At 30.6% G+C, this 24,058-nt stretch carries 25 protein-coding genes, 1 tRNA gene, 2 other RNA genes and 1 pseudogene; 4 read left to right on the top strand and 25 right to left on the bottom strand.

The genetic code is table 11. The annotated features are described in order from the left end of the window. Positions 1 to 213 precede the first annotated feature (213 nt). Positions 214 to 930, top strand: coding sequence for a GntR family transcriptional regulator (locus ACJDT4_RS18295; protein ID WP_406789028.1), 717 nt, complete (start codon positions 214 to 216; stop codon positions 928 to 930). 158 nt (positions 931 to 1,088) lie between these two features. Here the strand turns inward: ACJDT4_RS18295 and larA are convergent, their stop codons facing one another. From larA to ACJDT4_RS18205, 18 genes and pseudogenes are all read right to left on the bottom strand, one after another. Then, positions 1,089 to 2,369, bottom strand: coding sequence for a nickel-dependent lactate racemase (gene larA, locus ACJDT4_RS18290; protein WP_406789027.1), 1,281 nt, complete (start codon positions 2,367 to 2,369; stop codon positions 1,089 to 1,091). A 1-nt stretch (position 2,370) separates the two neighbouring features. Continuing rightward, a pseudogene (locus ACJDT4_RS18285) lies at positions 2,371 to 2,508 on the bottom strand (FAD-linked oxidase C-terminal domain-containing protein); the annotation flags it as partial. Between the two features lie 140 nt (positions 2,509 to 2,648). Further along, positions 2,649 to 3,344 carry a FadR/GntR family transcriptional regulator gene (locus tag ACJDT4_RS18280; protein WP_406789026.1) on the bottom strand — a complete coding sequence of 232 codons (696 nt, stop codon included), beginning with the start codon at positions 3,342 to 3,344 and terminating at the stop codon, positions 2,649 to 2,651. A gap of 477 nt (positions 3,345 to 3,821) precedes the next feature. After that, entirely contained in the window at positions 3,822 to 4,799 is a 978-nt protein-coding gene (locus ACJDT4_RS18275; RefSeq protein WP_406789025.1) for a GH25 family lysozyme, read from the bottom strand. A 136-nt stretch (positions 4,800 to 4,935) separates the two neighbouring features. After that, on the bottom strand, positions 4,936 to 5,535 hold the full coding sequence (locus tag ACJDT4_RS18270; RefSeq protein ID WP_406789024.1) for a metal-dependent hydrolase: 600 nt from the start codon (positions 5,533 to 5,535) through the stop codon (positions 4,936 to 4,938). Positions 5,536 to 5,614: 79 nt separating this feature from the next. Beyond that, positions 5,615 to 6,247, bottom strand: coding sequence for a septum site-determining protein MinC (minC, locus tag ACJDT4_RS18265; protein WP_406789023.1), 633 nt, complete (start codon positions 6,245 to 6,247; stop codon positions 5,615 to 5,617). Positions 6,248 to 6,488: 241 nt separating this feature from the next. Continuing rightward, the gene (locus ACJDT4_RS18260) at positions 6,489 to 9,203 is read right to left on the bottom strand and encodes a peptidoglycan D,D-transpeptidase FtsI family protein (RefSeq protein WP_406789022.1); all 2,715 of its coding nucleotides are present in this window, start codon (positions 9,201 to 9,203) and stop codon (positions 6,489 to 6,491) included. Positions 9,204 to 9,219: 16 nt separating this feature from the next. Further along, positions 9,220 to 9,711 carry a rod shape-determining protein MreD gene (gene mreD, locus ACJDT4_RS18255; protein WP_406789021.1) on the bottom strand — a complete coding sequence of 164 codons (492 nt, stop codon included), beginning with the start codon at positions 9,709 to 9,711 and terminating at the stop codon, positions 9,220 to 9,222. 18 nt (positions 9,712 to 9,729) lie between these two features. Next, a complete protein-coding gene (gene mreC / locus ACJDT4_RS18250; RefSeq protein ID WP_406789020.1) occupies positions 9,730 to 10,584 on the bottom strand; it encodes a rod shape-determining protein MreC in 855 nt (284 codons plus the stop codon). Between the two features lie 8 nt (positions 10,585 to 10,592). Continuing rightward, positions 10,593 to 11,600, bottom strand: coding sequence for a rod shape-determining protein (locus ACJDT4_RS18245; protein WP_406789019.1), 1,008 nt, complete (start codon positions 11,598 to 11,600; stop codon positions 10,593 to 10,595). 20 nt (positions 11,601 to 11,620) lie between these two features. After that, the gene (radC, locus tag ACJDT4_RS18240; protein ID WP_406789018.1) at positions 11,621 to 12,307 is read right to left on the bottom strand and encodes a RadC family protein; all 687 of its coding nucleotides are present in this window, start codon (positions 12,305 to 12,307) and stop codon (positions 11,621 to 11,623) included. 13 nt (positions 12,308 to 12,320) lie between these two features. Next, a complete protein-coding gene (locus tag ACJDT4_RS18235; RefSeq protein WP_406789017.1) occupies positions 12,321 to 12,929 on the bottom strand; it encodes a Maf-like protein in 609 nt (202 codons plus the stop codon). Between the two features lie 4 nt (positions 12,930 to 12,933). Next, the gene (locus tag ACJDT4_RS18230) at positions 12,934 to 13,200 is read right to left on the bottom strand and encodes a DUF4321 domain-containing protein (protein ID WP_406789016.1); all 267 of its coding nucleotides are present in this window, start codon (positions 13,198 to 13,200) and stop codon (positions 12,934 to 12,936) included. A gap of 140 nt (positions 13,201 to 13,340) precedes the next feature. After that, on the bottom strand, positions 13,341 to 14,027 hold the full coding sequence (locus tag ACJDT4_RS18225) for a hypothetical protein (RefSeq protein ID WP_406789015.1): 687 nt from the start codon (positions 14,025 to 14,027) through the stop codon (positions 13,341 to 13,343). A gap of 82 nt (positions 14,028 to 14,109) precedes the next feature. Then, positions 14,110 to 14,613 carry a GNAT family N-acetyltransferase gene (locus ACJDT4_RS18220; RefSeq protein ID WP_406789014.1) on the bottom strand — a complete coding sequence of 168 codons (504 nt, stop codon included), beginning with the start codon at positions 14,611 to 14,613 and terminating at the stop codon, positions 14,110 to 14,112. A 143-nt stretch (positions 14,614 to 14,756) separates the two neighbouring features. Then, positions 14,757 to 14,978 carry a hypothetical protein gene (locus tag ACJDT4_RS18215; protein ID WP_406789013.1) on the bottom strand — a complete coding sequence of 74 codons (222 nt, stop codon included), beginning with the start codon at positions 14,976 to 14,978 and terminating at the stop codon, positions 14,757 to 14,759. A gap of 122 nt (positions 14,979 to 15,100) precedes the next feature. Then, the gene (thrB, locus tag ACJDT4_RS18210; RefSeq protein WP_406789012.1) at positions 15,101 to 15,991 is read right to left on the bottom strand and encodes a homoserine kinase; all 891 of its coding nucleotides are present in this window, start codon (positions 15,989 to 15,991) and stop codon (positions 15,101 to 15,103) included. A gap of 22 nt (positions 15,992 to 16,013) precedes the next feature. Beyond that, positions 16,014 to 16,481 (bottom strand): ACT domain-containing protein, encoded by a 468-nt coding sequence (locus ACJDT4_RS18205; protein ID WP_406789037.1) that lies wholly within the window; start codon positions 16,479 to 16,481, stop codon positions 16,014 to 16,016. 178 nt (positions 16,482 to 16,659) lie between these two features. Between ACJDT4_RS18205 and ACJDT4_RS18200 the strand changes: the two genes are divergently transcribed. Continuing rightward, positions 16,660 to 18,549 (top strand): BMP family ABC transporter substrate-binding protein, encoded by a 1,890-nt coding sequence (locus ACJDT4_RS18200; RefSeq protein WP_406789011.1) that lies wholly within the window; start codon positions 16,660 to 16,662, stop codon positions 18,547 to 18,549. A gap of 59 nt (positions 18,550 to 18,608) precedes the next feature. Here ACJDT4_RS18200 and ACJDT4_RS18195 read toward each other — a convergent pair whose 3' ends face one another. The 4 genes from ACJDT4_RS18195 to ssrS (ACJDT4_RS18180) all read right to left on the bottom strand — a co-directional run bounded on the left by ACJDT4_RS18195 (position 18,609) and on the right by ssrS (ACJDT4_RS18180) (position 21,400). Next, positions 18,609 to 19,196 carry a metallophosphoesterase family protein gene (locus tag ACJDT4_RS18195; protein WP_406789010.1) on the bottom strand — a complete coding sequence of 196 codons (588 nt, stop codon included), beginning with the start codon at positions 19,194 to 19,196 and terminating at the stop codon, positions 18,609 to 18,611. A 137-nt stretch (positions 19,197 to 19,333) separates the two neighbouring features. Then, entirely contained in the window at positions 19,334 to 19,705 is a 372-nt protein-coding gene (locus tag ACJDT4_RS18190) for a hypothetical protein (RefSeq protein ID WP_406789009.1), read from the bottom strand. Positions 19,706 to 20,176: 471 nt separating this feature from the next. After that, on the bottom strand, positions 20,177 to 21,079 hold the full coding sequence (locus ACJDT4_RS18185; protein ID WP_406789008.1) for a chemotaxis protein: 903 nt from the start codon (positions 21,077 to 21,079) through the stop codon (positions 20,177 to 20,179). Positions 21,080 to 21,211: 132 nt separating this feature from the next. After that, a non-coding RNA gene (ssrS, locus tag ACJDT4_RS18180) (6S RNA) lies at positions 21,212 to 21,400 on the bottom strand. A 137-nt stretch (positions 21,401 to 21,537) separates the two neighbouring features. Here ssrS (ACJDT4_RS18180) and ACJDT4_RS18175 point away from each other — a divergent pair. Next, on the top strand, positions 21,538 to 21,978 hold the full coding sequence (locus ACJDT4_RS18175) for a cell wall hydrolase (RefSeq protein WP_406789036.1): 441 nt from the start codon (positions 21,538 to 21,540) through the stop codon (positions 21,976 to 21,978). 26 nt (positions 21,979 to 22,004) lie between these two features. Continuing rightward, positions 22,005 to 22,400 carry a hypothetical protein gene (locus ACJDT4_RS18170; protein WP_406789007.1) on the top strand — a complete coding sequence of 132 codons (396 nt, stop codon included), beginning with the start codon at positions 22,005 to 22,007 and terminating at the stop codon, positions 22,398 to 22,400. A gap of 107 nt (positions 22,401 to 22,507) precedes the next feature. On the opposite strand, the gene ssrS (ACJDT4_RS18165) is transcribed toward ACJDT4_RS18170, so the two are convergent. The 3 genes from ssrS (ACJDT4_RS18165) to ACJDT4_RS18155 form a co-directional block, all read right to left on the bottom strand. Continuing rightward, positions 22,508 to 22,695: non-coding RNA, 6S RNA (gene ssrS, locus ACJDT4_RS18165), on the bottom strand. A 6-nt stretch (positions 22,696 to 22,701) separates the two neighbouring features. Then, positions 22,702 to 22,784 (bottom strand) — tRNA-Leu (locus ACJDT4_RS18160). Between the two features lie 58 nt (positions 22,785 to 22,842). Next, positions 22,843 to 24,012: an MFS transporter gene (locus ACJDT4_RS18155; protein WP_406789006.1), complete on the bottom strand. Its 1,170-nt coding sequence runs from the start codon at positions 24,010 to 24,012 to the stop codon at positions 22,843 to 22,845. Positions 24,013 to 24,058 lie beyond the last annotated feature (46 nt).

Raw genomic sequence — 24,058 nt, 5'->3', positions numbered from 1 at the left:
CACGTGACGTCTATGCGTAAATATTATCATATAAATTATATCTTGTAAAGACCTTTTAATATTTTATAATAGTGAATTGTACTATAGTCCTTTAATCCCTATTACTTGTTAGATACGTATACATACATCCTATATTTTGTGCAACTTGTATTGTCTTTAATACTAATTTAGTGTAATATATAATTATTGAAAAATTAATAAGAGGTGACTTTTATGCAGAATTTAAACACAGTAAGTAGTATCCCTCTATACCAGCAGCTTGCTAACAATATTAGAAATGACATTTTCAACGGAAAATTTAAACAGGATGAACGTATTCCATCTGAAATAGAGTTAAGTGAAATGTATACAATTAGTAGAAGCACTGTACGTAAGGCTATTGCTAATTTGGTGTCAGAAGGACTTCTTATAAAGATACACGGAAAAGGTACATTTGTTGCTTCTCCAAAACTTAAGCATACAAACAATAATTTTTCAAGCTTTACAAGTAATGTTGCATCCATGGGTCAGCAACTGATTACTAAAATAATAAGCTTTTCATTTGAACCATGTACAGATGAAGACATTAAATTCTTTAGCATTTCATCCGATGATACAGTACTTGTACTAAAAAGGCTTCGTTTAGTTGATAACATAGCAATTGGAGTAGAAACCGTTCATTTTAGTAACAAATACAAGTTTTTATTGAATGACAATATGAATGGATCATTATATTCTGTATTACAAAATAAGTATAATATTATACCTTCTACTGGAAGTAAAACAATTGAAATCTGTTATGCTACAATAGAAGAATCAAATTTGCTGGATATTCCTCGTGGGACAGCTCTAATGTTAATTGAAGATCATGTTTTTGACAATAATTCTAATCCACTTCATATAACAAAACAAGTAATTCGTGGTGATAAATTTAAATATGCTATAAAATAACACGAACCAAACTAGTTAATTTAATTTGCAGAACCAGGAATTGATATGATTAATCATTCCTTGCTTCCTTCTTGTATAATTAAAAATCTTAGAATATCCATAAAAAATAGGAAAAGCAATTAGCTTCTCCTATTTTTATAATTAAGGTTTTATGGCTGTTATTTAGTTTTAACTATACTTGAAACTCCATCCGGTATTAAAGTTATTTTACCATCCTTGCCTACAATCTCAAATGCAAGTTCCAAGGCTTTTTTAAAATCACGTGCATGATACATATGCATGTCCTCTATTATTTTAGGATCGCACATATCAGTAACAATTATGACCTTGTGCTTATTAAGTATTCTTGCTAAAATTTGAAATTCCCATTGATCGGGGACAGTTTCCTTTCTCGAAACCTTAAGTACCCTATTTAAAAGTTCACTTGGATTTTTAGCACTGGATACGTTTTTATAAAAAGACTCTCCTCCATGTCCATCGCAGCAGGAAGCAATCATTATTATAACTCCATCCTCCCTTGAAAGTACCTCTCCAGCAGTCATACCTTTTACAGCTTGATATATATTTTGGTCAAGAGGATATCCTCCATTAGTGGTAATTACAATATCAGACTTAGTGCCGCTAACGCCATAAAACTTAGAAACAAATTCACAGCCTTTATTATGGGCAAGTTCACTATCGCCAGCAAAGGCTCCTATTATTTTTTTATTTTTATCCAGTGCTACATTTAATATAAAAGCAAGTTTAGCAGTTTTAGCTGCATAAAGCATATCCTCATGAATTGGATTTTCTTTAAGCTTTCCTGTCCTTGAATTTTCGTTGTTTATAAATTCAGAACAGTGATTTGCCATTATGGTTTCTGCTCCTGCGATTCCTGGAAGTATGCTTTTTCTTCCGCCTGAAAAACCTGCAAAAAAGTGGGGTTCTATAAAACCTTCTGAAATTAAAAGTTCAGCTTCTGCAGCCAATTTATTTATCCAAAGTTCTCCTCCAGATGGAAGCACACCTACTTTTAAAAGTTCCTCTTTATCTTTTGACTTATGGCAGATTATCTCTTCCTTTTGAACTATCTCCTCTCCAAACTTATCTATCATTTCTTCCCTTGTTGTTGGCCTATGAAAGCCAGCAGCTATTAATATTTTTATATTGATATTTGGATTTGCCTTTCTAATTCTATTTAAAAGTATAGGAAGAGTTATTTTACTTGGTACAGGCCTTGTATGATCACTTGTTATTATAACCATACTTTTTTTTCCTTTAACAAGCTCTTCAAGACTTTTAGAACCTATCGGGTTATCAAGCGCTTTTTCTACAATTTCTTCTTCTTTAAAATTTGTTTTATAATCAGCAGCCTTTGATATCAAAACATCCTTTAAATTTTTATCCGGCAGTTCTATTTCCATTTCACCTTTGTAATAAGGTACATTAAACACAGCCATTTTACTCACACACCTTCTCTGGATTTAATATATTTTTATGGTCAAACGCCTTTTTAATATTCTTCATAAGTGAAATATATTCCTCCCTATACTGGTTAAATAAATATTTCTTTTTAGCAAAACCTATACTAAAGATACCTCATCTATTTGTTTTAATTTTTCATCTTAATTAGCTTTCAGATAGTTTGCTTCCAAAACTGGTATAGTGGTATGACCAATTTTTAAAATAAATCATACCACATAAAAAAATCAATTCCTTAAAAAGCAAAAGTTAAAAATTTAACTTTTAAAAATGGATTTATTTATAAATTCTAAATGTTTTCTCATTTCTTCCGCAGCCATTGATGCATCTCTATTTAACAGTGCTCCATATATATTTTCATGCTGTTTTACTAATTTTTCTTTATTATTTTCATTTTTTATAATTTTATATCTTGCATCACTAATAAAAGTATCCACTAATACGGAGGTAGCAGATAAAATATTGACTAAAAGAAGATTTTTAGACGCCTGCGCTATTTTATGATGAAATTCAACATCCAATTCAGTATTTAACCTTTCATCTGTATTTGTTTTAAATTTATCAATTATAAATTTTATCTTCTCAAGAGTCTCAACATCAATTCTTTCTGCCGCAAGCATAGCAGTTTCGGTTTCTAAAACCATTCTAAGTTCAAGTATATCCTTGGGACTGCTTTCCTCAAGCATAAACATAAGTGATACCGGTTCAAGAAGACTATTTTCAAAATTCTTTTTTATAAAATTTCCATCACCATGCCTCGTTTCAACAAGTCCCAATATTTCAAGAGCCCTTAAAGCCTCTCTTATTGAAGCTCTACTAACTTTAAGCTCTTCTACAAGTTCTCTTTCTGGTGGAAGTTTATCACCCTTTTTTAATTTGCCTGTTTTTATCATTTCTTTTATTTGCTCAATTACTACTTCATATACCTTTTGATTTTTTACTGGAGCAAACATTACATCACCCTTTTCTATAAAGCTTTACAATTTATTATACTACAAATTTCTATTCTTCATAGTCTATAAGTATTTTAACAAACTTTTTTGCATAAGAAAGGCACAACTCCAACCCTATAAATACTGCTGATATTATTATTTCAATTTTCTACTTATTATAAAATAAATACTATCATTAGGAGCAAAGCCTATTAAATTATTTTTTTGTTAAAACAGATTATAAAGATTCACACTTAAAATTCCATATGTAAGGGAAAATTTTTTCCTTGAACTTACGTGCCAGCTAGTAAATATACACGGGGTTTGGGCTAATATACATATACACGCAATGCAAGTTAAAGAAGGATAATGGGATTACATCCCAAACCCCGTATATAATAGTTATCTTTCTTTAATTCAAACAAGCACTCGCTTAGAATCACTACTTAAATTTACAGGATTTTCTTAATGTGACGAAGCATTGTTAATTCGCATTTTTTAATACTTAAACATACATCTCCAGGTTTCCTTACCTACTATGCCATCAACTGCAAGCTTTTCACCATGAGCACTATTAATATTCCTTTGAAAAACTTTAACCTTATTTTCTGTTCCGCTCCCAAATATGCCATCTATTGCTGCTCCAACACGCCACTGTATCCATCTTGTTGCATATTCATAATGAGGGTATTTTACACCATCCGTTGGATAACTCCTTATCTCATTTATTGCTGCCCAAGTCATTATTCCTGCAATGCCATCAACATTAAGTCCCATAATACTTTGAAATCTCCTAATTGCAGCTATCGTTGCTGGTCCTATAATACCATCAACTACAAGCCCTGCATTTATCATGCTGTTTAGTTCCTGCTGCAGTCTAATTATTGAGCTATTTTTAACCGTTGTGCCTGTATTATTTTTAAAATTAAAACTAGGACCACTGACATTTAAATCTACATTTCCATTCACCCCACTAACTCTACCGCTCTCTGAATATTGCCATATAGCATAAGTCCCCCATTTGGGTGTGCTTGGACTGGATACCCCATAATGCGCTATCCACAGAGGATACTTTGTTATATTTGAATTTAAATGGAGATTTATATAATTAGGATTGCAGTAAATTAATGCAGAAGCTATGGATGATATGATATTTAGGAAAGCTATGCAAGCTTCTGTCATATCTCCACTACACTGCTGCTCAAAATCTAAAACCACAAAATCTACATTTGAAGGACAATTTTGTTTAAAAAAATTAGCTTCTCTAACAGCAGTGGCTTTATCTCTAAACCTTGCAAAATGGTATGCCCCGGCAATAAGCCCATTAGCCTTAGTATTTGATACATTTCGACTTCCGTAACTATCTATAAAAGTACTTCCCTCAGTAATTTTAGAAATTACAAACCCATACCCACTGTTCTTTACAGCTGATATATCTACAGTACCATTTAAATTACTAATATCTATCCCTTTCATCAATTACTCCTCCTATAAGTTAAAACATTAATTCTTACATAATCATAATATTCAATTTATATGTAAATTCTCATAAAAATGCAATTATATAATTTAATTTTTAGCATTTTAAAAGCAGCCTTAATTCAGGCTGCTTTTAAAATGTTTTAATTGTTATATATACGAAAAGTGCAAATGAAGCTGTACCTATTATGTAATCTAGCTTAGAACCACTTTTTACAAGCTTCAAAGACATCTTACTCTTCATTGGATATAATAACTCTACTCCATTATTTGTAATCAAATCCGCTGCTATATGTGAAATAAAACCTATAGCAAAATATGTTGATATTTCTCCAATAAGCAATCTAAAACCTACGTAAAACAAAATAAGTCCTAATATACTATGAGAAAAACTTCTATGTTTAGTCAGTTTACTGAATATGACACAGGATAATATTACAATAGCCCCATATTCAATCATTGAATTTGGTTTATAACTAAACTTAATTTGATTAAGATGTATATTTCCTTTATAAACTACAAAACCAGCTACTGCTAATATGACAAAAATATAAGCAAGCACCGTTCTACCAAAACTACTTATCTTACTTGTTTTAATATCTATGTCTGGCATTAAAGCACCCATCATCCCTAAAGAAAGTCCAATAATAAATTTCTGTGGTGTTGGGTTACTTGTTGATAAAAACGCCGCTGCTGAAGCAACTCCTATTGCCATATGTGTCTTACCTGTCATTTTAGTACCATCCTTTGTGAATTTTAAATTTCCAGAACTAATGTTCTATTTTATTATATCACAAAGCATGTAAGCTAGACTATATAAATTTGTTAGGTGAATAAGGTTCCACTATTATAGCATCCCCTTTTAATTTAGCAACCTCTGGATAATCTGGTTTTTCATCATTATCTGGCGGTCTTGAAATTCTTTTAGCAATCTGCAGAATTTCTGGTTCAAGCTTAAAGGCAGCTATTATGGCTCTTTCATTTCCATTTATACCTGCATGAACTTCTCCTCTTAAAATTCCAAATACAATTATATTACCTGCTGCATAAACCTGTGAGCCTGGATTGACATCCCCAATTATAACTATATTACCGGAATAATTTACTATCTGTCCACTTCTTATTGTTCTTCTCAAAAATTTCGTTCTTCCTTCATATATTCCATTAAAAACCTTACTACTCTTTTCCTCAATATCTTCAAATATGCAATCTTTTATAAGAAACTCATCAAAAAGAATGTCTTTAAGCCTTCTTAAATTTCTATCATTTACATCTTTAAGAGATAATGTTATCTTCAAGGTAGAACCTTTATAAAATCTTTTACCCTTAGATAATTTTTCTATCAAAGCCTCTAACATCTCGTCAAAATCTCTAAAATTATTTATGCTTATTACTACATTAAGTCCCTCTCTATTTCCTTTTAGCACTATTCCGTCTTTAAACATATTAACCCTCCACATAAGTTTAATGTAGCTATTTAATTATAATTCAACATTATATTATAAAATCCTTCTTTAAGGTATAGCAAAATAACAGTATTTCGAAACATTAAATAGAATTAATAATTATCAGACAAATGTTTATTAATTTTATTTAAATCATTCCTTCATACTGTTATTTTGCTTAAACTGAAATCAAAGAATATTCTTCTTTGCCTTACTGCCAAAAATACATTTAAAAATTGAGCTAATTACTGCTATCAGTCTCTGCTTTTGCGTCTATCGGAAACTCTTTAGGGAAGTTAGCTATCTTTTCTACTTTATTGAAATAAGCTTCATACATAGCTTTAGCTACATCAGTACTTCCACTTCCAAATCCACCATCATACAGTATAGTAGCAACCGCAATTTTAGGATTGTCTGCTGGTGCAAACCCAACATAAAGTGCATAAGAAGTTCTTCCTATCTGCTGCTCAAATTCATTAGTATATGGATCCGCTGTACCAGTTTTACCAGCCGTTTCAAATGGGAAATTAGTAAATTTACCAGCTGCAGTACCAATAATGTTAACCTTTTTCATTCCTTCTTTTACAGTATTAAGTGTTGATTGACTTACTTTAGTATCTTGAATAACTTCAGGATTATTTTTGAATACTACACTACCATTAGTAGGATCAGTTATTTGGTCAACAAGATGAACTTTATATCTCTTACCACCATTTGCTATAGTAGCAATATAATTTGCAATTTGAAGTATAGTAAAGTTATCATTTCCTTGACCTATAGATGCATTGTAGGTATTAGCTGGATATCGTGCCTGAGCTGCATAACTTAAAACAATATTGTTTACTCCTTTTAAAATAGAACTCATATCAGTATCTGAAAGTGTAATTCCTTTATAGTTAGGACTACCTTCAATAAATTTATTAAGTGCTTCAGAAAATTTATCTTTATCAAGCTTACCTTCAATAACAGAATTTTTTATTTCACTTTTTACATTTGACTTTAAGGTTGCAAGCTCTTTACTATCATTACCAGCTGTATACAAATCTATTGACAGATCTCTTTTCATATACGCTTTATTCTTAAGATCCTGCATAACCTTCCATACTGCCTGCTGTCCAAAGTTACTTCTTATACTATAAGAGTTAAATACTTGTCCAAATTTTTCTCTTATTTCAATTCCTGTTGATTCATTTATTCCAGAATTTGGCTCTACTCCAAGTCCAAATTTCCATGCATATTTTGCTATTATATCTTCTCCAAACTTTTGCCTTAGCCATCTACCTACTGACATAAAATAGGTATTACTTGATTTTGCTATAGCAGTAACTAAATCAATAGTACCCATTGGTCCATCAGCATCAAATCTTGCTATTATCTTACCATTATCGGTAAAATATCCAGGATCATCTACGGTTGTATATGGTGTTATAGCTCCTGTTTCAAGTCCTGCTATTGCTGTAAGTGGTTTAAAGGTTGAACCTGGAGGTGTAAGACCTAAAGTTGCATAATTGTAAAGAGGTTTTGCTAAATAATCATAGGCATCTGCCCTCTGACCTGTACTTTTGTCTACAGGGAACATAAAATCTTTCTGTTCTTGTGTTAAAGGTAGATTTTTTATTTGATCTTCTACACTTGGAAAATACTTTTTCATGGCCTCATCAGAAAGACCATTAGGATTAGCAAAGTCATTTGGATCAAAATTAGGATAAGATGCAAGAGCTATAACTCCTCCTGTATTTACATCTATAGCTACTGCCGCTCCTCTTGTAGCATTTGCAGTATTGGAATTATGCCCACTACTATTAGGATTATTACGCAAATATTCAAGTGAACTCTTAAGTGCCTGCTCCGCTGCATACTGAACATCTGCATTTATAGTTGTTTTTATATTTTGTCCTGGATAAGCATCTTTACTTGCAAATTCATTTATTACTCTTCCATCCTTATTTACTTCTACAACTCTTCCGCCTGCAGTTCCCTTTAGCCTGTCCTCTTCCGCTGCTTCAAGTCCAGATATTCCTATAAGATCAGAGCTTACATCATATCCTCTTTCAGAATAAGATTCTGATTCATCACTACTTGCTGGTGTTATCTTACCTATATATCCAAGCACATTTGATGCAAGTTTCCCAAAAGGATAGCTTCTTATAGGATTATCATCTATATCTATGCCTGGAAGTTCATTTAATTTTTGCAAAAATGAAATTGCAGTCTCTCTTTTTACATTACTTGCAATAGCCACAGAATTATACCCTGAATAGCTTTGCATTTTTACCTCATCTCTTACAACCATAAAACGTCTAATATCATCTAAAGTACACTTCTTGCTTATTGTTTTTCCATCTATATTAATAGTATATGAGTCTGGTATATTATATCCTTTTTTTCCTCTAAGCTTTTTAAAGACATACTCAGGTGATATTTTAAGAAGATAACTATTTACCTTATCCTTTTGCAGTTGTGTAAGCTCACTTGCTTTTTTATTTCCATATAAATTTTTTATTATGTTATCTTTAAAGCCCCTATCCGATAAAAATTTTATCATATCAATTTTTATTTCCTTTGGATCAGTAGTATCAAAATCAAAAGAATAAGTACTGCCATTTACTTTTATAGGGAAATCATCATTTTGGGTCTCACCATTTTTATCAAGCATATAAAATACCTTTGCCATAGTATTATAAAATACCTTCTTAGTTGAATCTGTCTCTAAATAAGTAACATTATAGCTTTGCTTTGTTGTAGCAAGAACTTTTCCCGTAGAATCTGTTATATTACCCCTTGCTGCACTTTCTTTTATGAATTTATGAGCTTTGGTATTAGCTTTTACCTTATAAGCCTGTGCATCAATAACTTGAAGAAGAACAAGTTTTACACATATAGCGGAAAATACAATTAAAATAATAACAATTAAAGCAGTGAATCTTGTAAGCTTCTTTTCCTTCTTTTTTTTCATCTGTGATATCTCTCCTTTAAAATTCCCAGGTCTTAATCATATAATCCTTCTGACATAACTTATATACAGGTTTATACATAAAAATAGATATAACAAAATTATAAAGTGCATTATAAAAACTGCTGTTTGCATTTGTATTTTTGCCGCATAAATACAAAATAATAAATACCAATATTCCTTTAACAAAGGTCATAACAAATATGCTTATAGTAGGTATGAATATTTTTTCTTTAAAAAGATTCTTTCCTACCTTCCCAGCTGCAAAGCATATTAAAACATTAGTAAATAAATTAACCCCAAATCCATTAAAGAAATTAATATCCTGTAAAAATCCAGTAACAAGTCCAATCCACAAGCATGACCAATCACCATTTACTATGGAATAACTAAGTGCAAATACAAACAACAAGCTAGGGAAATAACCATTTATACCAATAAAGGGAACAACAGAATTATCTACGATTTGTAGAACTAAAATTATAACCGTTAATATAATGTACTTTTTCATATACAATCACCTGACATCTTAGTTATCATATTTAATTTCTCCTCGATTATTCTTAGGAACAACCACACTAACCCTTTCAAGCTTGTCAAAATCTACAGCTGGTTTCACTATAGCCTGTTTTTCCCCTTTACTAGCATTTGGTTCAACATCTATAACTTTTCCAATCATTATATTTTTAGGATAATATCCTCCTACACCAGAAGTTAATATTATATCTCCTTTTTTTATGTCTGCATCTAAAGGAAGCATTGTAAGCTGAGCCAAATTCTCATTATCACTGTCAACATATCCCTTTAAAACACCACTGTTGTCACCTGTTCTATTTATAGAAGCTGCAACAGCTGTACTTTCATTACAAATGGTTTCCACTGTAGAATAACTAGCATTTACCGACGTAACTATTCCTATAAGTCCATCTGCATTTAACACTGCCATTCCTTTAGCAATCCCGTCCTTACTGCCTCTGCTTATGACATAACTCTTTAGTATATTTCCTCCACTTTTATGGAGTATTTCGCAGCCAACATATTTAAATTCACTCTTGTCTGTCTCAAAATTAAGTTGTTTTTTTAGATCATCATTTTCCTTTTTTAAAGAATCATATAATAAAGCTTTTTTTCTAAGTTCAGAATTTTTCTCTTTAAGAGTAGCATTTTCACTTTTAACACTAGAAAAATTAACCACAAAGCCTAAAAAGTCTTTTATATTATCATTTATTTTATAAAAAAAACCCTCCACCGTATTAAGCGTTGTTCCCACACCATTTTCCACAAAGGATGCACTATTTCTCTTGAAGCTATAAGCAATTAATATCAAAAAGCTAACTGACAGAACAACTATTGTTACTGTCAGCTTATTTTTAAAAACTTTCATTCTTCACCTTAATCGTCAGCTAATTTTTCAAAATGTTCTAGTGCTTTGCCAGCTCCAAGTGCTACGCAGTCAAGAGGGGATTCAGCTATATGTACAGGCATGTGGGTTTCTTTGTTAATTAAACTATCTAATCCTCTAAGCATTGCACCGCCTCCTGCAAGCATTATTCCTTTATCCATAATATCTGCTGCAAGTTCAGGTGGTGTTTTTTCTAGAGTTAATTTTATTGCATCTATAATTGCAAATACTGGTTCATTTAAGGCTGTTCTAACCTCTTCCTCACCTATTTCTATATCCTTTGGAAGCCCAGTAACTAAGTCTCTTCCTTTTATAATCATAACTTCTTCAGTATCATTAATTTTGAAAGCAGAACCTAATGTCATTTTTATATTTTCAGCTGTTCTTTCTCCGATCATGAGATTATATTCTTTCTTTATATAACTTATAATTGCTTGATCAAGCTCATCACCAGCAATTCTTAAAGATTTACTTGTAACAATACCTCCAAGGGAAATTATTGCAACTTCAGTAGTTCCCCCTCCTATATCTACAATCATGCTTCCCATTGGCTCTTCTACAGGAAGTCCTGCTCCAATAGCTGCTGCCATAGGCTCTTCCATAACTTTTACTTCTCTTGCGCCTGCTCTTTTAGTTGCTTCTTTTATTGCTCTTCTTTCAACTGCTGTAACTCCAGAAGGATGGCATACCAATATCCTAGGACTTGCAAAAGCACTTTTAGCACTTGTTTTGCTTATAAATCTCTTAAGCATATTTTCTGTAATATCAAAATCTGCAATTACACCATCTTTTAATGGTTTTATTGCAACTATATTTCCAGGTGTCCTTCCTATCATCTTCTTTGCCTCTTCGCCAACAGCAAGTACCTGTTTATTCACAGTATTTATAGCCACCACTGAAGGTTCCCTCAATATTATTCCTTTTCCTTTTATGTAAACTAACGTATTTGCTGTTCCAAGATCTATTCCCATATCTCTAGATATTCCAAAAAATCCCATCAATTTTTCTCCTTTCAAATCTACATTATTCCTTTTTCCTTTAAACTTATATAAACTCCATCCCCAATAATTATATGATCCAGTAATTCTATACCTATTATTTTTCCACACTCCTGGAGCCTTTTAGTTATATTGATATCTTCAATACTAGGTTCAGGATCTCCAGATGGATGATTATGACATATTATAATAGATGCTGCATGTTTAATTATAGGTTCATTATAAACTTCTCTCGGATGCACTATAGAGGAATTCAAACTTCCCACTGAAACATCAGAAATTTTTATAACTACATTTTTTGTATTAAGCATAATAACATAAAGATGTTCTTTATCAAATACCTTAAGCTCATCCATGACAAGCTTTGAAGCATCCCTAGAATTCAATATTTTATAACTTTGACCAGACTTATACGATTTAAATCTCTTGGATAGTTCACCTAAAGCTAAAAGTTGGACAGCCTTAGCTTTTCCTATTCCATTAACTTTTACAAGTTCATCAGCTCTTGAATTTAAAAGTCCATTAAGCCCACCTGTAACTTTCAAAATTCTTGTACTTATAGAAAGTATGTTTTCTTTAGAAGTTCCATTTCCAAGTATAATAGCAATAAGTTCACTATTAGATAGTGTCTCCGCGCCATAGCGTAAAAGTCTTTCTCTAGGCCTTTCATTTACCGGTAAATCTGTAAGTTTAAAATTATTATTCATAATTTATCCTTTCCTACTTTAGATTTACCCCCATCTCTAAAAACATTTTATATAATTTATTTAAAGGAAGCCCTACAATATTATAATAGCATCCCTTAATTTCTTCAACAAAAATTGCTGCTTTTCCTTGAATTCCATAGGCTCCAGCCTTATCAAGACTTTCTCCAGAAGCAACATAATGTTTTATCTCTTCTCTAGAAAGCTTTGAAAAAGCAACTTCTGTACATGCATAATCAGTTTTAAAAACATTTTTTGATGCATTAAGTAAAGCAATACCAGAATATACCCTATGAATTTTCCCACTTAATTTTCCAAGCATAATTTCAGCTTCTAAATTATCTTTTGGTTTTCCCAATATATTATTTTCAATCTCAACTACAGTATCGCAGCCAACTATAAAAAAATCCTCATGAAGTATTTCTTTATACCTTGCCTCATTCTTTATTTTGTTTAAAACATCCATAGCCTTTGCTTTTGCGAGTTCAATAACATATTGCGAAACATCTCCTTGAAAACTTATAGTATTTTCATCAAAGTCGCTTGCAATAACTGTAAATTCATTTGTAATTTTTTTTAAAAGCTCTTTTCTTCTTGGAGATGACGATGCTAATATTAATTTCAATTTTTCACTTCCTGACCTTCTTGTATATTATTATTGCCAATATCATACATACTATAGACATTAAATTTACACTTATATTAATTCCAAATGTAAAACTTAAAAATTTCAGATCAATTACAAATGGTTTTGAATTTCCTATATTGTAAGAAACTTTAAGAAAACTAAGTCTAGCAAAGTGATTTCCAAGTATATCACCTATTAAAGTTCCTCCAATACCACCGATTAACATAAAAAGCAAATAATATTTAAAATTTCTATTATAATTATTCACCTTACCCCCACCTTAATCACATCTTATATAGTTTATCATTTAATATATTCTTAAACAAGTATTTAAAGAATTATTCAAAAAAATTTACATTAATTTTAAAAAATATAAAAGGAAGAGACTCGTTCTTCCTTAAAAATGCATCATTTTAATTTTTTTAGTTCATTATATAGAAACAAATTTAAGTTTTTTATATACCCCTTATCTATTCTATCTGGAAATTTATTAGTATAATCCATAAGTTCCTTAAGCACAGCATAATTTTTATCACTTTTATTTACTTTTTCAAGACTTTGACACCACTGTTTAATAGATTTAGTTTGTATATCCTTGATATCCTTAGCCGAAAGCTTATCCACTATTTCTAGGTAAGCATCAGTAATCTTTCTTATTTCAGAAGTACACTCATCATCATTACTCAAGGAAATTGGTGTTCTACTCATATCTATGCTATTATTTTTAAGTAACTTTTCTGAATTTGAATAGTTTTTCTCGTTAACTATGCCGTAAATAACCTTATAGTATTTACCTTCATGGACTATAAATGGATTACCTATAGTACTTAGTTTACTAAATACTGTCTGAGCATTCTCCTGCTTCTCATTAACTCCACATTGTATAATAAAGTATTTTGAATCACTTTGTGCTACAGCACTATTTTTAGTTTTAGCGCTTAAGCTATCACCTTTAACTTTTATCCCTTGGTTCATAAATATTAATTTAAATATTCCAGTTCCTATAAAAAATGACAATATAAATATTATAATTACGCAAGCAAAGAAAACATGATCATTACTTTTCTTTTTAAAATCATACCTTGTATACCTCATTTTTTCATCTCCCAAGCTTTATTATATTTAGCTGTTTTGGCTATATTTACATTTATATTAGCTTAGGAAGATTATTATTCATTTAATTTATCTTCTGAAGTATGAGTAAATCTTCTTTATTCTTATAGCTTGTATAAAACTCCTTATTAACTCTTATTACTTTAAAATTAATTTCTCGCAAAATTTTTATAGTATTCTTTTCACTTTGAGCAACACCAGTTAGAAAGCATGACACTCCAAAGCTTTTACAAAAATAATTAAGTATATTTTCAAGTATAAACTTTTGCTCATCCTTATCTATGAAATCTTCATTTACACAAAAGCATGATATCCATACCATATTTTTAGATTTAAATTCTATTCTTCCTTTTAGTATTCCACAAAGATTTTGATGCTTGTTTATTTCAAGAAAAAATTCACATTCGCTCATATAATACTCTAAAAATCTCTCATATAAATCGTTAAAATCAATATAGTATTTTAAGTCCATATGTTGTGATATAAACCATTTCTTTAACTTATGTATATCTTTTTCTTGAATACTTTTTATACATATATCATTGAATTTAATATCTATATCAAACATACTGTCACCCCTTAATAAGTTAAATTCTACATAAATTCAATTTTCCCTTTTATATTAAAGCAAAAAACACTTAATTTAAATAATCACAAAAAAATTAAGATATACCAGCAATCAAGGTATATCTTTTCAATAAAAATATAATTTTAAAATAATTCATCAATATCTACACTTACAATTCTAGGCATTAAAAGCGGTGCACTATAGTCATAAGCATCTCTAAAATCAAAATCTGCTGAAAAAGGGCACTTATTACGGTTCATACCATAAAGATACCTCATGTATGGACATTGCATCGTCTCATAACCATACCCCATCATATTGTTTGGCACTTGTCCGTATTCATAATCAAAATCATTATACTCCATTTTACCTCCACACCATCAAAATTATTCATCTATAAAACACTATGTTGGCAAAATTGATTTTAATACAAAAATTACAACTATTTTAAATTTAATTTGTGTTTATTTTAAAGAAATATTCTTCTTTACACTTCAGAAACTCCGTCCGTATCCATAGTTAGTTCCAAAAGTTTCCATTCATTCTCTAATCCCTTTAAAAATTTACTCATATTTTTAAAATAATCTATATTATTCTCATCTACTATAGATAAAAGTGTTGAACCAGATCCACTTATAAATTCACCATAAGCACCAAGTTCTTTTGATCTAGCAAAAATTTCATCTAGATTATGTATAAATTTTTTTCTATACGGCTGGTGGAGCCTGTCATCAAAGGCATATCTAAGTTTTTCATTTTCTCCATTATTCAAAGCAGAAACAAGCATAGCAGCTCTTGAGATATTGAAAACAACATCATTTCTTGAAAAGCATTCCGGAAGAACTTTTCTTGCATCCGAAGTACCAACCTTAAAATTAGGAATCATTGCCGCGTATTTAAAATTTGACTTTATATTAACCTTTGAATGTATTACGTTTTCACTTCCAGCAATACTTGTAACCATTCCACCTATAAGTGCAGGTGCTACATTATCTGGGTGTCCCTCTATACTTACAGCTATCCTAAGCATTTCATCCACAGATAATTTATCTTTAAGTAGCTTGTTTGCTGCAAATATCCCACCTACAATGCAAGCAGCACTACTTCCAAGTCCTCTAGACATGGGTATATTAACCTTTGACATATCAATTTTAAAGCCATTATACGGAGTATTGCAGTATTCGTAAGTTTTTATAATGCTTTGGTATGTTAAATTATTTTTAAAATCTTCATCATACCTATCTCCAAACAACTTTATCTCATTTTCACAATTAGTTTCTTCAACTTCAATTTCGTTATAAAGTTTAAGTGCTATACCAAATGTATCAAAGCCAGCCCCCATATTTGCACTTGTAGCTGGTACTCTAACTCTAATCATGACAAACACCCCAATTTTTATTTTATTCCATAGCTAAAATTTCAACTTTCAACATATTTTCTATGTCCTTAAGTTCATCCAAAAGTGACTCAATGGTACAGTCTAATTCACTTATATCAAAAGTTATATTAACATTTGCAGTATTGTTTATAGGTATTCCTTGGTTTATAGTAAGTATATTTGCATGCCTTTCTGCTAGTTTATCTAAAACCATAGAAAGTGTACCAGCTCTATGTCCAATAATAAAGGAAACTGTGACTTTATGTCCTTTAAGTCCTTCCGAAACAGTAAATACATAGTCTTTATATTTATAATAAGTACTTCTGCTAAGTCCAACTTTTTTCACTGCTTCCGTTATATCCTTAACCTTTCCAGAACTGAGCATTTCTTTAACCTTAATTACTTCCTCAAACACATCAGGCAAAACTGATGAATCTATTAATAAAAATTTTTTCTCTCCACTTTTTTTTATAATAATCGCCGCCTTTATGTTTTTATCTTGCAAACAAATGTATGTTGTTTGAAAACTAATGTACTTATAATAGCATAAAATCCCCTTAAAAACAACCTCTTGTACTTTTTATATAAATTCACATGTACATGTGGCATAATTCATTAAAAAATATTATAATTAAGTATACAAATTATATTAGGGGGTAGTTTTTATTATGACAGCAGATGAACACTATAAAATTGCATTAAAAAAGGGTAGAAGTGATTATTCCTTAAACGGTTCTCTGCCATTTCTTGAAAAAATATTAAAAAATAAAGAAATTGTTGCTACAATAGATCTAGGCATCTTCGAAATACCTCTTAAAAAAATAATAGGAACCTATTCTCACCTTAGAAGTGTCTGTTTTTCAAAAAACTTTCTTCCTTTAATGGAAGAAAAGTCTGAATTTCGCAGTAAGTGGGTTGCACTTTGTGATTCACACTTGAGTGAAGGTATTAATCATCCAATAAAGGTTTATGAGTATTTAAATCAATACTTTGTAATAGAAGGTAACAAAAGGGTTAGTGTATTAAAATATTTTGACGCCTTTGCAATTTCAGCAGAAATTATAAGGTTAATTCCCAAAAAAGATAAGAAGAATACAAGAAATTGCATATATTATGAATTTCTGGATTTCTACAACAAAACCAAAATAAATTCAATATGGTTCACAAAAAAGCACAGCTTTAAAAAACTAGGGAAGCTTCTTGAGAATTATGAACCTCCAGAAGATGATTTAGTAAACGACAAATATAAGCACTTTGTTTCTTTTGTATACAATACCTTTAGAACTGTTTATTTAAATGCTGGTGGCCAAAAGCTTCCAATTACAACAGGAGATGCTTTTCTTGAATACGCTAAAATTTATGGTATAAAAGAACCTATTGATGAGATTCAGCTTTCAAAAACCATCAAAGAATTTATGAAGGAACTAATTCACTTTAAAGAAGATGATGTAGAAATTCAAACAGATTCTGAAGATAGTTCAAACAGCATGCTCTCCACCATATCAAATTTAATAAGTCCATCAAAAAAGCTAAAGGTAGGCTTCGTTTATGCAAGAACTATTGCTTCCTCCGGCTGGACTTATGGGCATGAACTTGGAAGACAATACGTGGAGGACGTTCTTTCTGGTCAAGTATCTACTAAATATATTGAAGATGTTCCCGAAAACGAAGATGCATATTTTTCAATAAAAGCTTTAGCTGAGGAAGGCTATAATGTAATTTTTACAACAAGCCCTATCTTTAGGACAGCCACCTTAAAATGCGCTCTAGAATATCCTCAAATTAAATTTTTTAACTGCTCAGATGATAAGCCTTATGAGCATATGAGCTGCTATTTCGGAAGAATTTATGAACCTAGATTTTTAACCGGCCTTATAGCTGGAGCTATGACTAAAACAAACTTAATAGGCTATTCTGCTACGAGCCCAACCTCTGAAGTAATAGCATCGATTAATTCCTTCGCTCTTGGGGCAAAAATAGTTAATCCTTATTCAAAGATAAAAGTTTCTTGGACAAGAGAATGGAACAGCCATGCAAAATTTACAAACATTGATTCAATGCTGCTTTCAAAAGGCTGTGATATAATCTCTAACAGAAATCTGAAAATTCCAAGAGATGAGACAAAAAAATACGGTGTATATTCTATGCTTTGTAGTTTTGATAAGGATAAAAATATCCCAAGCAAATATCTTGCAGCCCCAATTTGGAATTGGGGAATTTATTATGAAAAAATATTAAATAATATATTAAATGATACCTTTGGAACTATTTTAAATATGTTTAATTCTAATTCAAAGCTTATAAGTTTCTGGTATGGTATGGATGTTGGTGTTGTGGATATATACTATTCTAAAAAATATGTGCCAATTGAAGTCCAAAGACTTGTAGAAGCTATGAAAAAAATGATTACAACTTATGAATTTACTCCGTTTATGGGACCAATTTATGATAATAAAGGTAACTTAAAGCTTGAAGAGGATGAAGTTGCACCTTCAGAAGATATTTTATCAATGAAATGGTTTGTTGACAATGTAGATGTTGATGAATATGTAGAATAAAAAAAAATGTACAGAATATAAAACTCTGTACATTTTTTAATTTAGCAATAATATCATCGCTAGTACTCAACAATATAATGATCATAGGCATTAATAACTGTAGTATCCTTATAGTTAACTATTCTAGGCTTCATACCATAGCTTAAATGAACATGTCCATGAAAAAAATATTTAGGTGAATATTTATCCATAAAATCGAGAAAACATTTGAACCCTTCATGGCATAAATCCTTTTCATCACTTATATCTTTTGGTGCTGCATGTGTAACTATAATATCACAGCCTTTATTTAAAAATAATTTAAGCCTTAACTTTTTAATTCTTTTTGTCATCTCACGTTCAGTATATACAAAAGGGCTATTATTATACTTCATGCTTCCACCAAGCCCCAATATTCTTATTCCTTTATATTGAATAAGCTTATCATCAATACATTGGCAACCTTCAGGTGGTCTATTCAAATAACCATGATCATGATTACCATGAACATAAAATAATGGTGCCTTTATCATCGTTACCAAAAAACTAAGATAATCCTGCTTTAAATCTCCACAAGATAAAATAAGATCTATATCTGAAAATTTATCCTCTCGAAAAAAGTCCCATATGTATTTTGATTCTTCATCTGATACCAATAATATTTTCACAAATCTACCCTACTTCCTCTTGTGTAAACGTTAATAATTAAATTATATCACATGATTTTTCCAATAACAATAAAAAACCCATAATATATAAATTATGAATTTTCTATTGTCATATATAATAATTTTTTCATATCTATCTATCTTCTTCTACTACTACATCCACCAGAGCTATAAATAAAAAAGTTATTCTTTAAATCTTGGACATTTGAAAATTCCACCTCTATCTCATTAGAATCCCTTTCATATCCAATATCAACTATCAATCTCTCTTTGCACCTTATTCCATCATTGCTTCTAATTATTATCATTAAAAACAAGTTATTTAAACTGTTATATATTTGTTCCCTTGTATAAATTCTTAAAAGTGCAGTAATATTATATGTTATTCTAAAGCAGTTTGCGCTAGTATTAGCTATTTGTTCTTTAAGTCTAAAAAGTAAATTGTTTAAAAGTCTAATATCTAGTTCTGATAAATTAGCATCATTAAAATTAAAGCTTATTGATGGCACTAATATCCTTCCTTATTTATTGCTATTAATATATTATATGCACTTTCATATAAGGGTGATTTTAATTTTTATCCATGTCTTAAAAGAATATTTGTAAAAATTACATTACTAATATAAAACACATTAGCAAAAGAAGAGACCATAAGCCTCTTCCTTTTAACATATTATATCCAAAATACCGCTGCCCTTTCATTGACACCTATCCATTGAATAGGTGGGTACTCTCAAGAATTACTCTATCTTCTTTGAATACAACGCATAATTAAAAACATACATCGTATAAAGATACATATTTATAACCCTTTATTGAATTCCCTTATAATAACTGTAGGTTCAAGACAAGAGCCTCGCAAATACTTCAGAAAACCATTACATTTATCTTTAATCCTATTATATCATAACTAATAATAAAATCAATACTATAAAACAAAAATGTACAAGTCAATAATATCTTGTACATTTTTATATAAATTATTTTAAGGCAAGCTTGTCAACTATGCCTATAAGCTCTCCTACTTCTGGCTTACTAAGCTGAGCGTCAGCCTTTACAGCTTCTCCCTTATGCTTTAGTTCATCAGTTATAAGTGATGAGAATATTATAACAGGCAAACTTCTTAAAATCGGATTTTCCTTTATTCTCCTTGTCAAAGTATGTCCGTCCATCTGTGGCATTTCTACATCCGTTATAACAAGTTGAACATCCTCACTGAACTTGTTACCTTTTTTATCAGCTAAGCCCTCCAAATAATCATAAAGTTGTTTTCCATCATCAAACATTTTCAAATTTTTAAATCCTGCCTTATAAAGTGTATCTTTTAAAAGCTTTCTAATAAGTGCAGAGTCATCTGCTAATGCAATTTTTATATTTGATCTATCTTTATACTCAACATCTACAATTCTATCTTCACTTATACCAGTTTGAGGACTTATGTCTGTAACAATCTTTTCAAAGTCAAGCATTAAAAGAATTGTTTTATCTATTAAAATATTTCCTATAACTAAGGAATTTGTAGAAATATCATCTGGCTTTAATATTTCTTCCCACTTTATTCTATGAACTCCAAGAACAGCATCTATATTAAATGCAACCTTCAATTTATTAAATTCGCAAATTATTACTTTTGAATAAGAATCTGCTTGTTTTTCTTTTTCTATTATGTACTTTAAGTCTATAAGTGTTATTATTTCATTTCTACACAATATCAAACCTGCAATTGAAGGATTAACTTCTGGTAATTTTGTTATGCTACCCTTTTCAACATCAATGACCTCTTTAACTTTTATAATATTAATAGCAAAATGCTTTTTACCTATAAGAAACTCTAGTATTTCAACTTCCCCTGTTCCACTTTCTAATAATATATTGCTCTCCATAAACCATACCCACCTTCAATAATATTAGTTATCACCATAGGTCCATTATATACCAAATTGCAATTATTTTCTACATAAATTTTATTTTATTAGCAAAAAGAGAGGTTTATCCAACCTCTCTAATAATACATTTTAAAATCCAAAATACCGCTGCTCTTTCATTGACACCTATCCCATTCGATAGGTGGGTGTCCTCACTAATGCTTCTATATCCTTAATGCCCTAAGGGACTCATAGAAGGTCCATATACACATTAAAATTTGAACTCCCTTGACTTAACTGTAGGTTCAAGACAAGAGCTCACAAATATTCCAGAAACTATTCACTTTTTAAAGGTAATGAACTAACCTTCGAGGGATATTATATCATATAGATTTTTTTAATTCAAGTAAAGAGAGAACTTTTTTCATTTCAATTGCATATTATAATCTGAAAGTAAAAATATTGAGGTGAATAGAGTGGCTTTTTCAGATAGAGAGCTTTTAGCAAGAATAATAAAATGCGAAGCTGGTGGAGAAGGAGAAATCGGCATGAAAGCAGTGGCAACCTCTATTATGAATAGAGTTAGAGTACCCTCTGGTGAATACCATAGAATTGGTCAAGGTGATATCAGAAAAATAATTTATCAACAAGGCCAATATGACTGCATGCGTTCATACCTAGGAGGTGTAGCAAATCCTCAAACCATATGGGCAAATCCTCCAGAACAAATACATTACGATATTGCAGACTGGGCTCTCGCTGGTAATAGACTATATAATATTGGTTATTCGCTATGGTACTTTAACCCTTATACTGCCTGTCCATATGCTTTTCCCCAAAACGGAACAGGTAGTTTTCAAGTCAGCATATTACGACACTGTTTCTATAACCCTACAGCTCTCTACTATAAAACTTAAAATTTAATTTTTTAGGAGGTTCTTTTATGTATCGAAGATACTGTAATGATTGTTTTCCACCATTTTATTTACCAAATAGGCAAACTCCAAACACCAATATGCAAAATGCAACTCCTACAACACAAGGAGGTTCAACAGCACAAAATCAAATACCTGCTCCAATGCCAATGTCTCCTTCGGATTTTGAACAAGCGCCAGGTTCTCCAACAAATTTAGACATCCAATATACACAAGGTTATTTAAAAACCCAAATAGGCAAAAGAGTGCGAATATCCTTTCTTCTTGGAACAAATACATTTCAAGATCGTACTGGAACATTACTAGAAGTAGGAATAAGCTACGTTATCATTCAAGACATTGATTCAAATACTAGAACGCTCTGTGACATATACTCAATTAAGTTTGTCACTTTTTATTCCTGATATCTAAACTATAATCTAGCAAAAATAAATTTACTTATAAACTCTCCTTCTTTTTATACGATATTTTGCAATAAAAAAAACACCTTTTATAGGTGTTTTAATTCATTTTAAATTCCAAAATATCGTTGTTCTTTTTTGACACCTATCTCTCGATAGGTGGGTGTCCTCACAGATGCCTCAATCTTTTTCAATGCTAAAAACTTTAACAGAAAATACATTTAATCATCTAAATATTGAACTCCCTTTGAAATAATGTAGGTTCAAAACAAGAACTTCACGAATACCCCAGAAAACATTTAATTGGTGCGAAGAACGGGACTTGAACCCGTACGGTTGCCCACACGCCCCTCAAACGTGCGCGTCTGCCAATTCCGCCACCCTCGCATGCAAAATTACTGACAAAGAATATTATACTATATATTTTATTTTTGTCAATAAACTTTTATAATACTTTTTGAAGCTTTGTAAGAAAATATCCTGATAAAATTGGCACTACACCCAAAAAAATTAAATAAACTCTTATAACATTTATGCCGCCAAAAAAAGTAAGTAAAATTATCAATAAACTTGCGCTGATTGCCCTTCCGCCATTTAACATAAAATCTCTACTTATCATATATTCAATTCTACTATCTTCATCATCCATTACATCTATAACATTAAAAGTCGCAGAATAGAGTTGTATCATAAAAAAAGGAATACAAAATGCATCCACTATAGAGTATGCAAATATAGATATACGATTCATTCTTAAAACTATAATAAGTGTAGAAATAAATGCTCCTATAGTTCCTATTAAAACAGCAATTTTTCTTCTTTCAGGCTTTATTATTTTCTGAACTAAAACACAAGACCCTGAAGTTATTAATGCTGCTATAAGAGCAAGTATACCAAGATTGAGTTCACTTTTTAATATTTGAATAGCCAATATATTAATAAGAAACATCATAGTTGAGTCCCTAAACCCCCACAAGAAATTAGCTTTTCTGGCTACGCTCCACTCCATCCTATCGCTAACCAAAACCTTTTTCATATTCAATTTTCCAGAGGAACTGTCATGTTTAAATATAGAACTTATAAAAGCTAATATTATGAATATAATAAAGCTTATAAAAAATACGATTCTATATCCTAAAAAGCCTCTAAATCTTGAAATTATATATGCTGCAGTTATTGGTCCAATAATTGACGCAACGCCTCCAATTCCTCCATTAAATCCATTAAAAGTATCTCTGTTATTAATACTTGTAAAATCAAAACACAAAACATTAAAAGGAAGCCAATAAAAACCTGCTGCTATTCCATTTATCATACCAAGCAAATATATGTATATTTTCCCCTTACCCCCTATGTACAATATAAGTGCATAAAAGATAGAATATACTATCAATCCAATTCGCAATGACGATACCGGATTTTTTTTCTTTGCAAAAAAACCAGACACCAAAAACATTGTAGGAGTCACCAAATATATTATTAAATTATATATAGCTATAACTATAAGATTATTAGTTTCTTTCCAAAAAAATACATTTGTAAAAATGTTTGAAAGACTTGTTGAAAATGTAAACAAGGCACTAACAGCAAGTAATATTTTAGCATTTTTGCACATAAAATTTCTCCTTTTAGTTATTAAAATTAATTTTCCATCTTATTAT

Source organism: Clostridium neuense (assembly GCF_045310695.1).
GTDB lineage: Bacteria > Bacillota > Clostridia > Clostridiales > Clostridiaceae > Clostridium_S > Clostridium_S neuense.
This window is presented reverse-complemented; position numbering and strand designations above follow the sequence as displayed.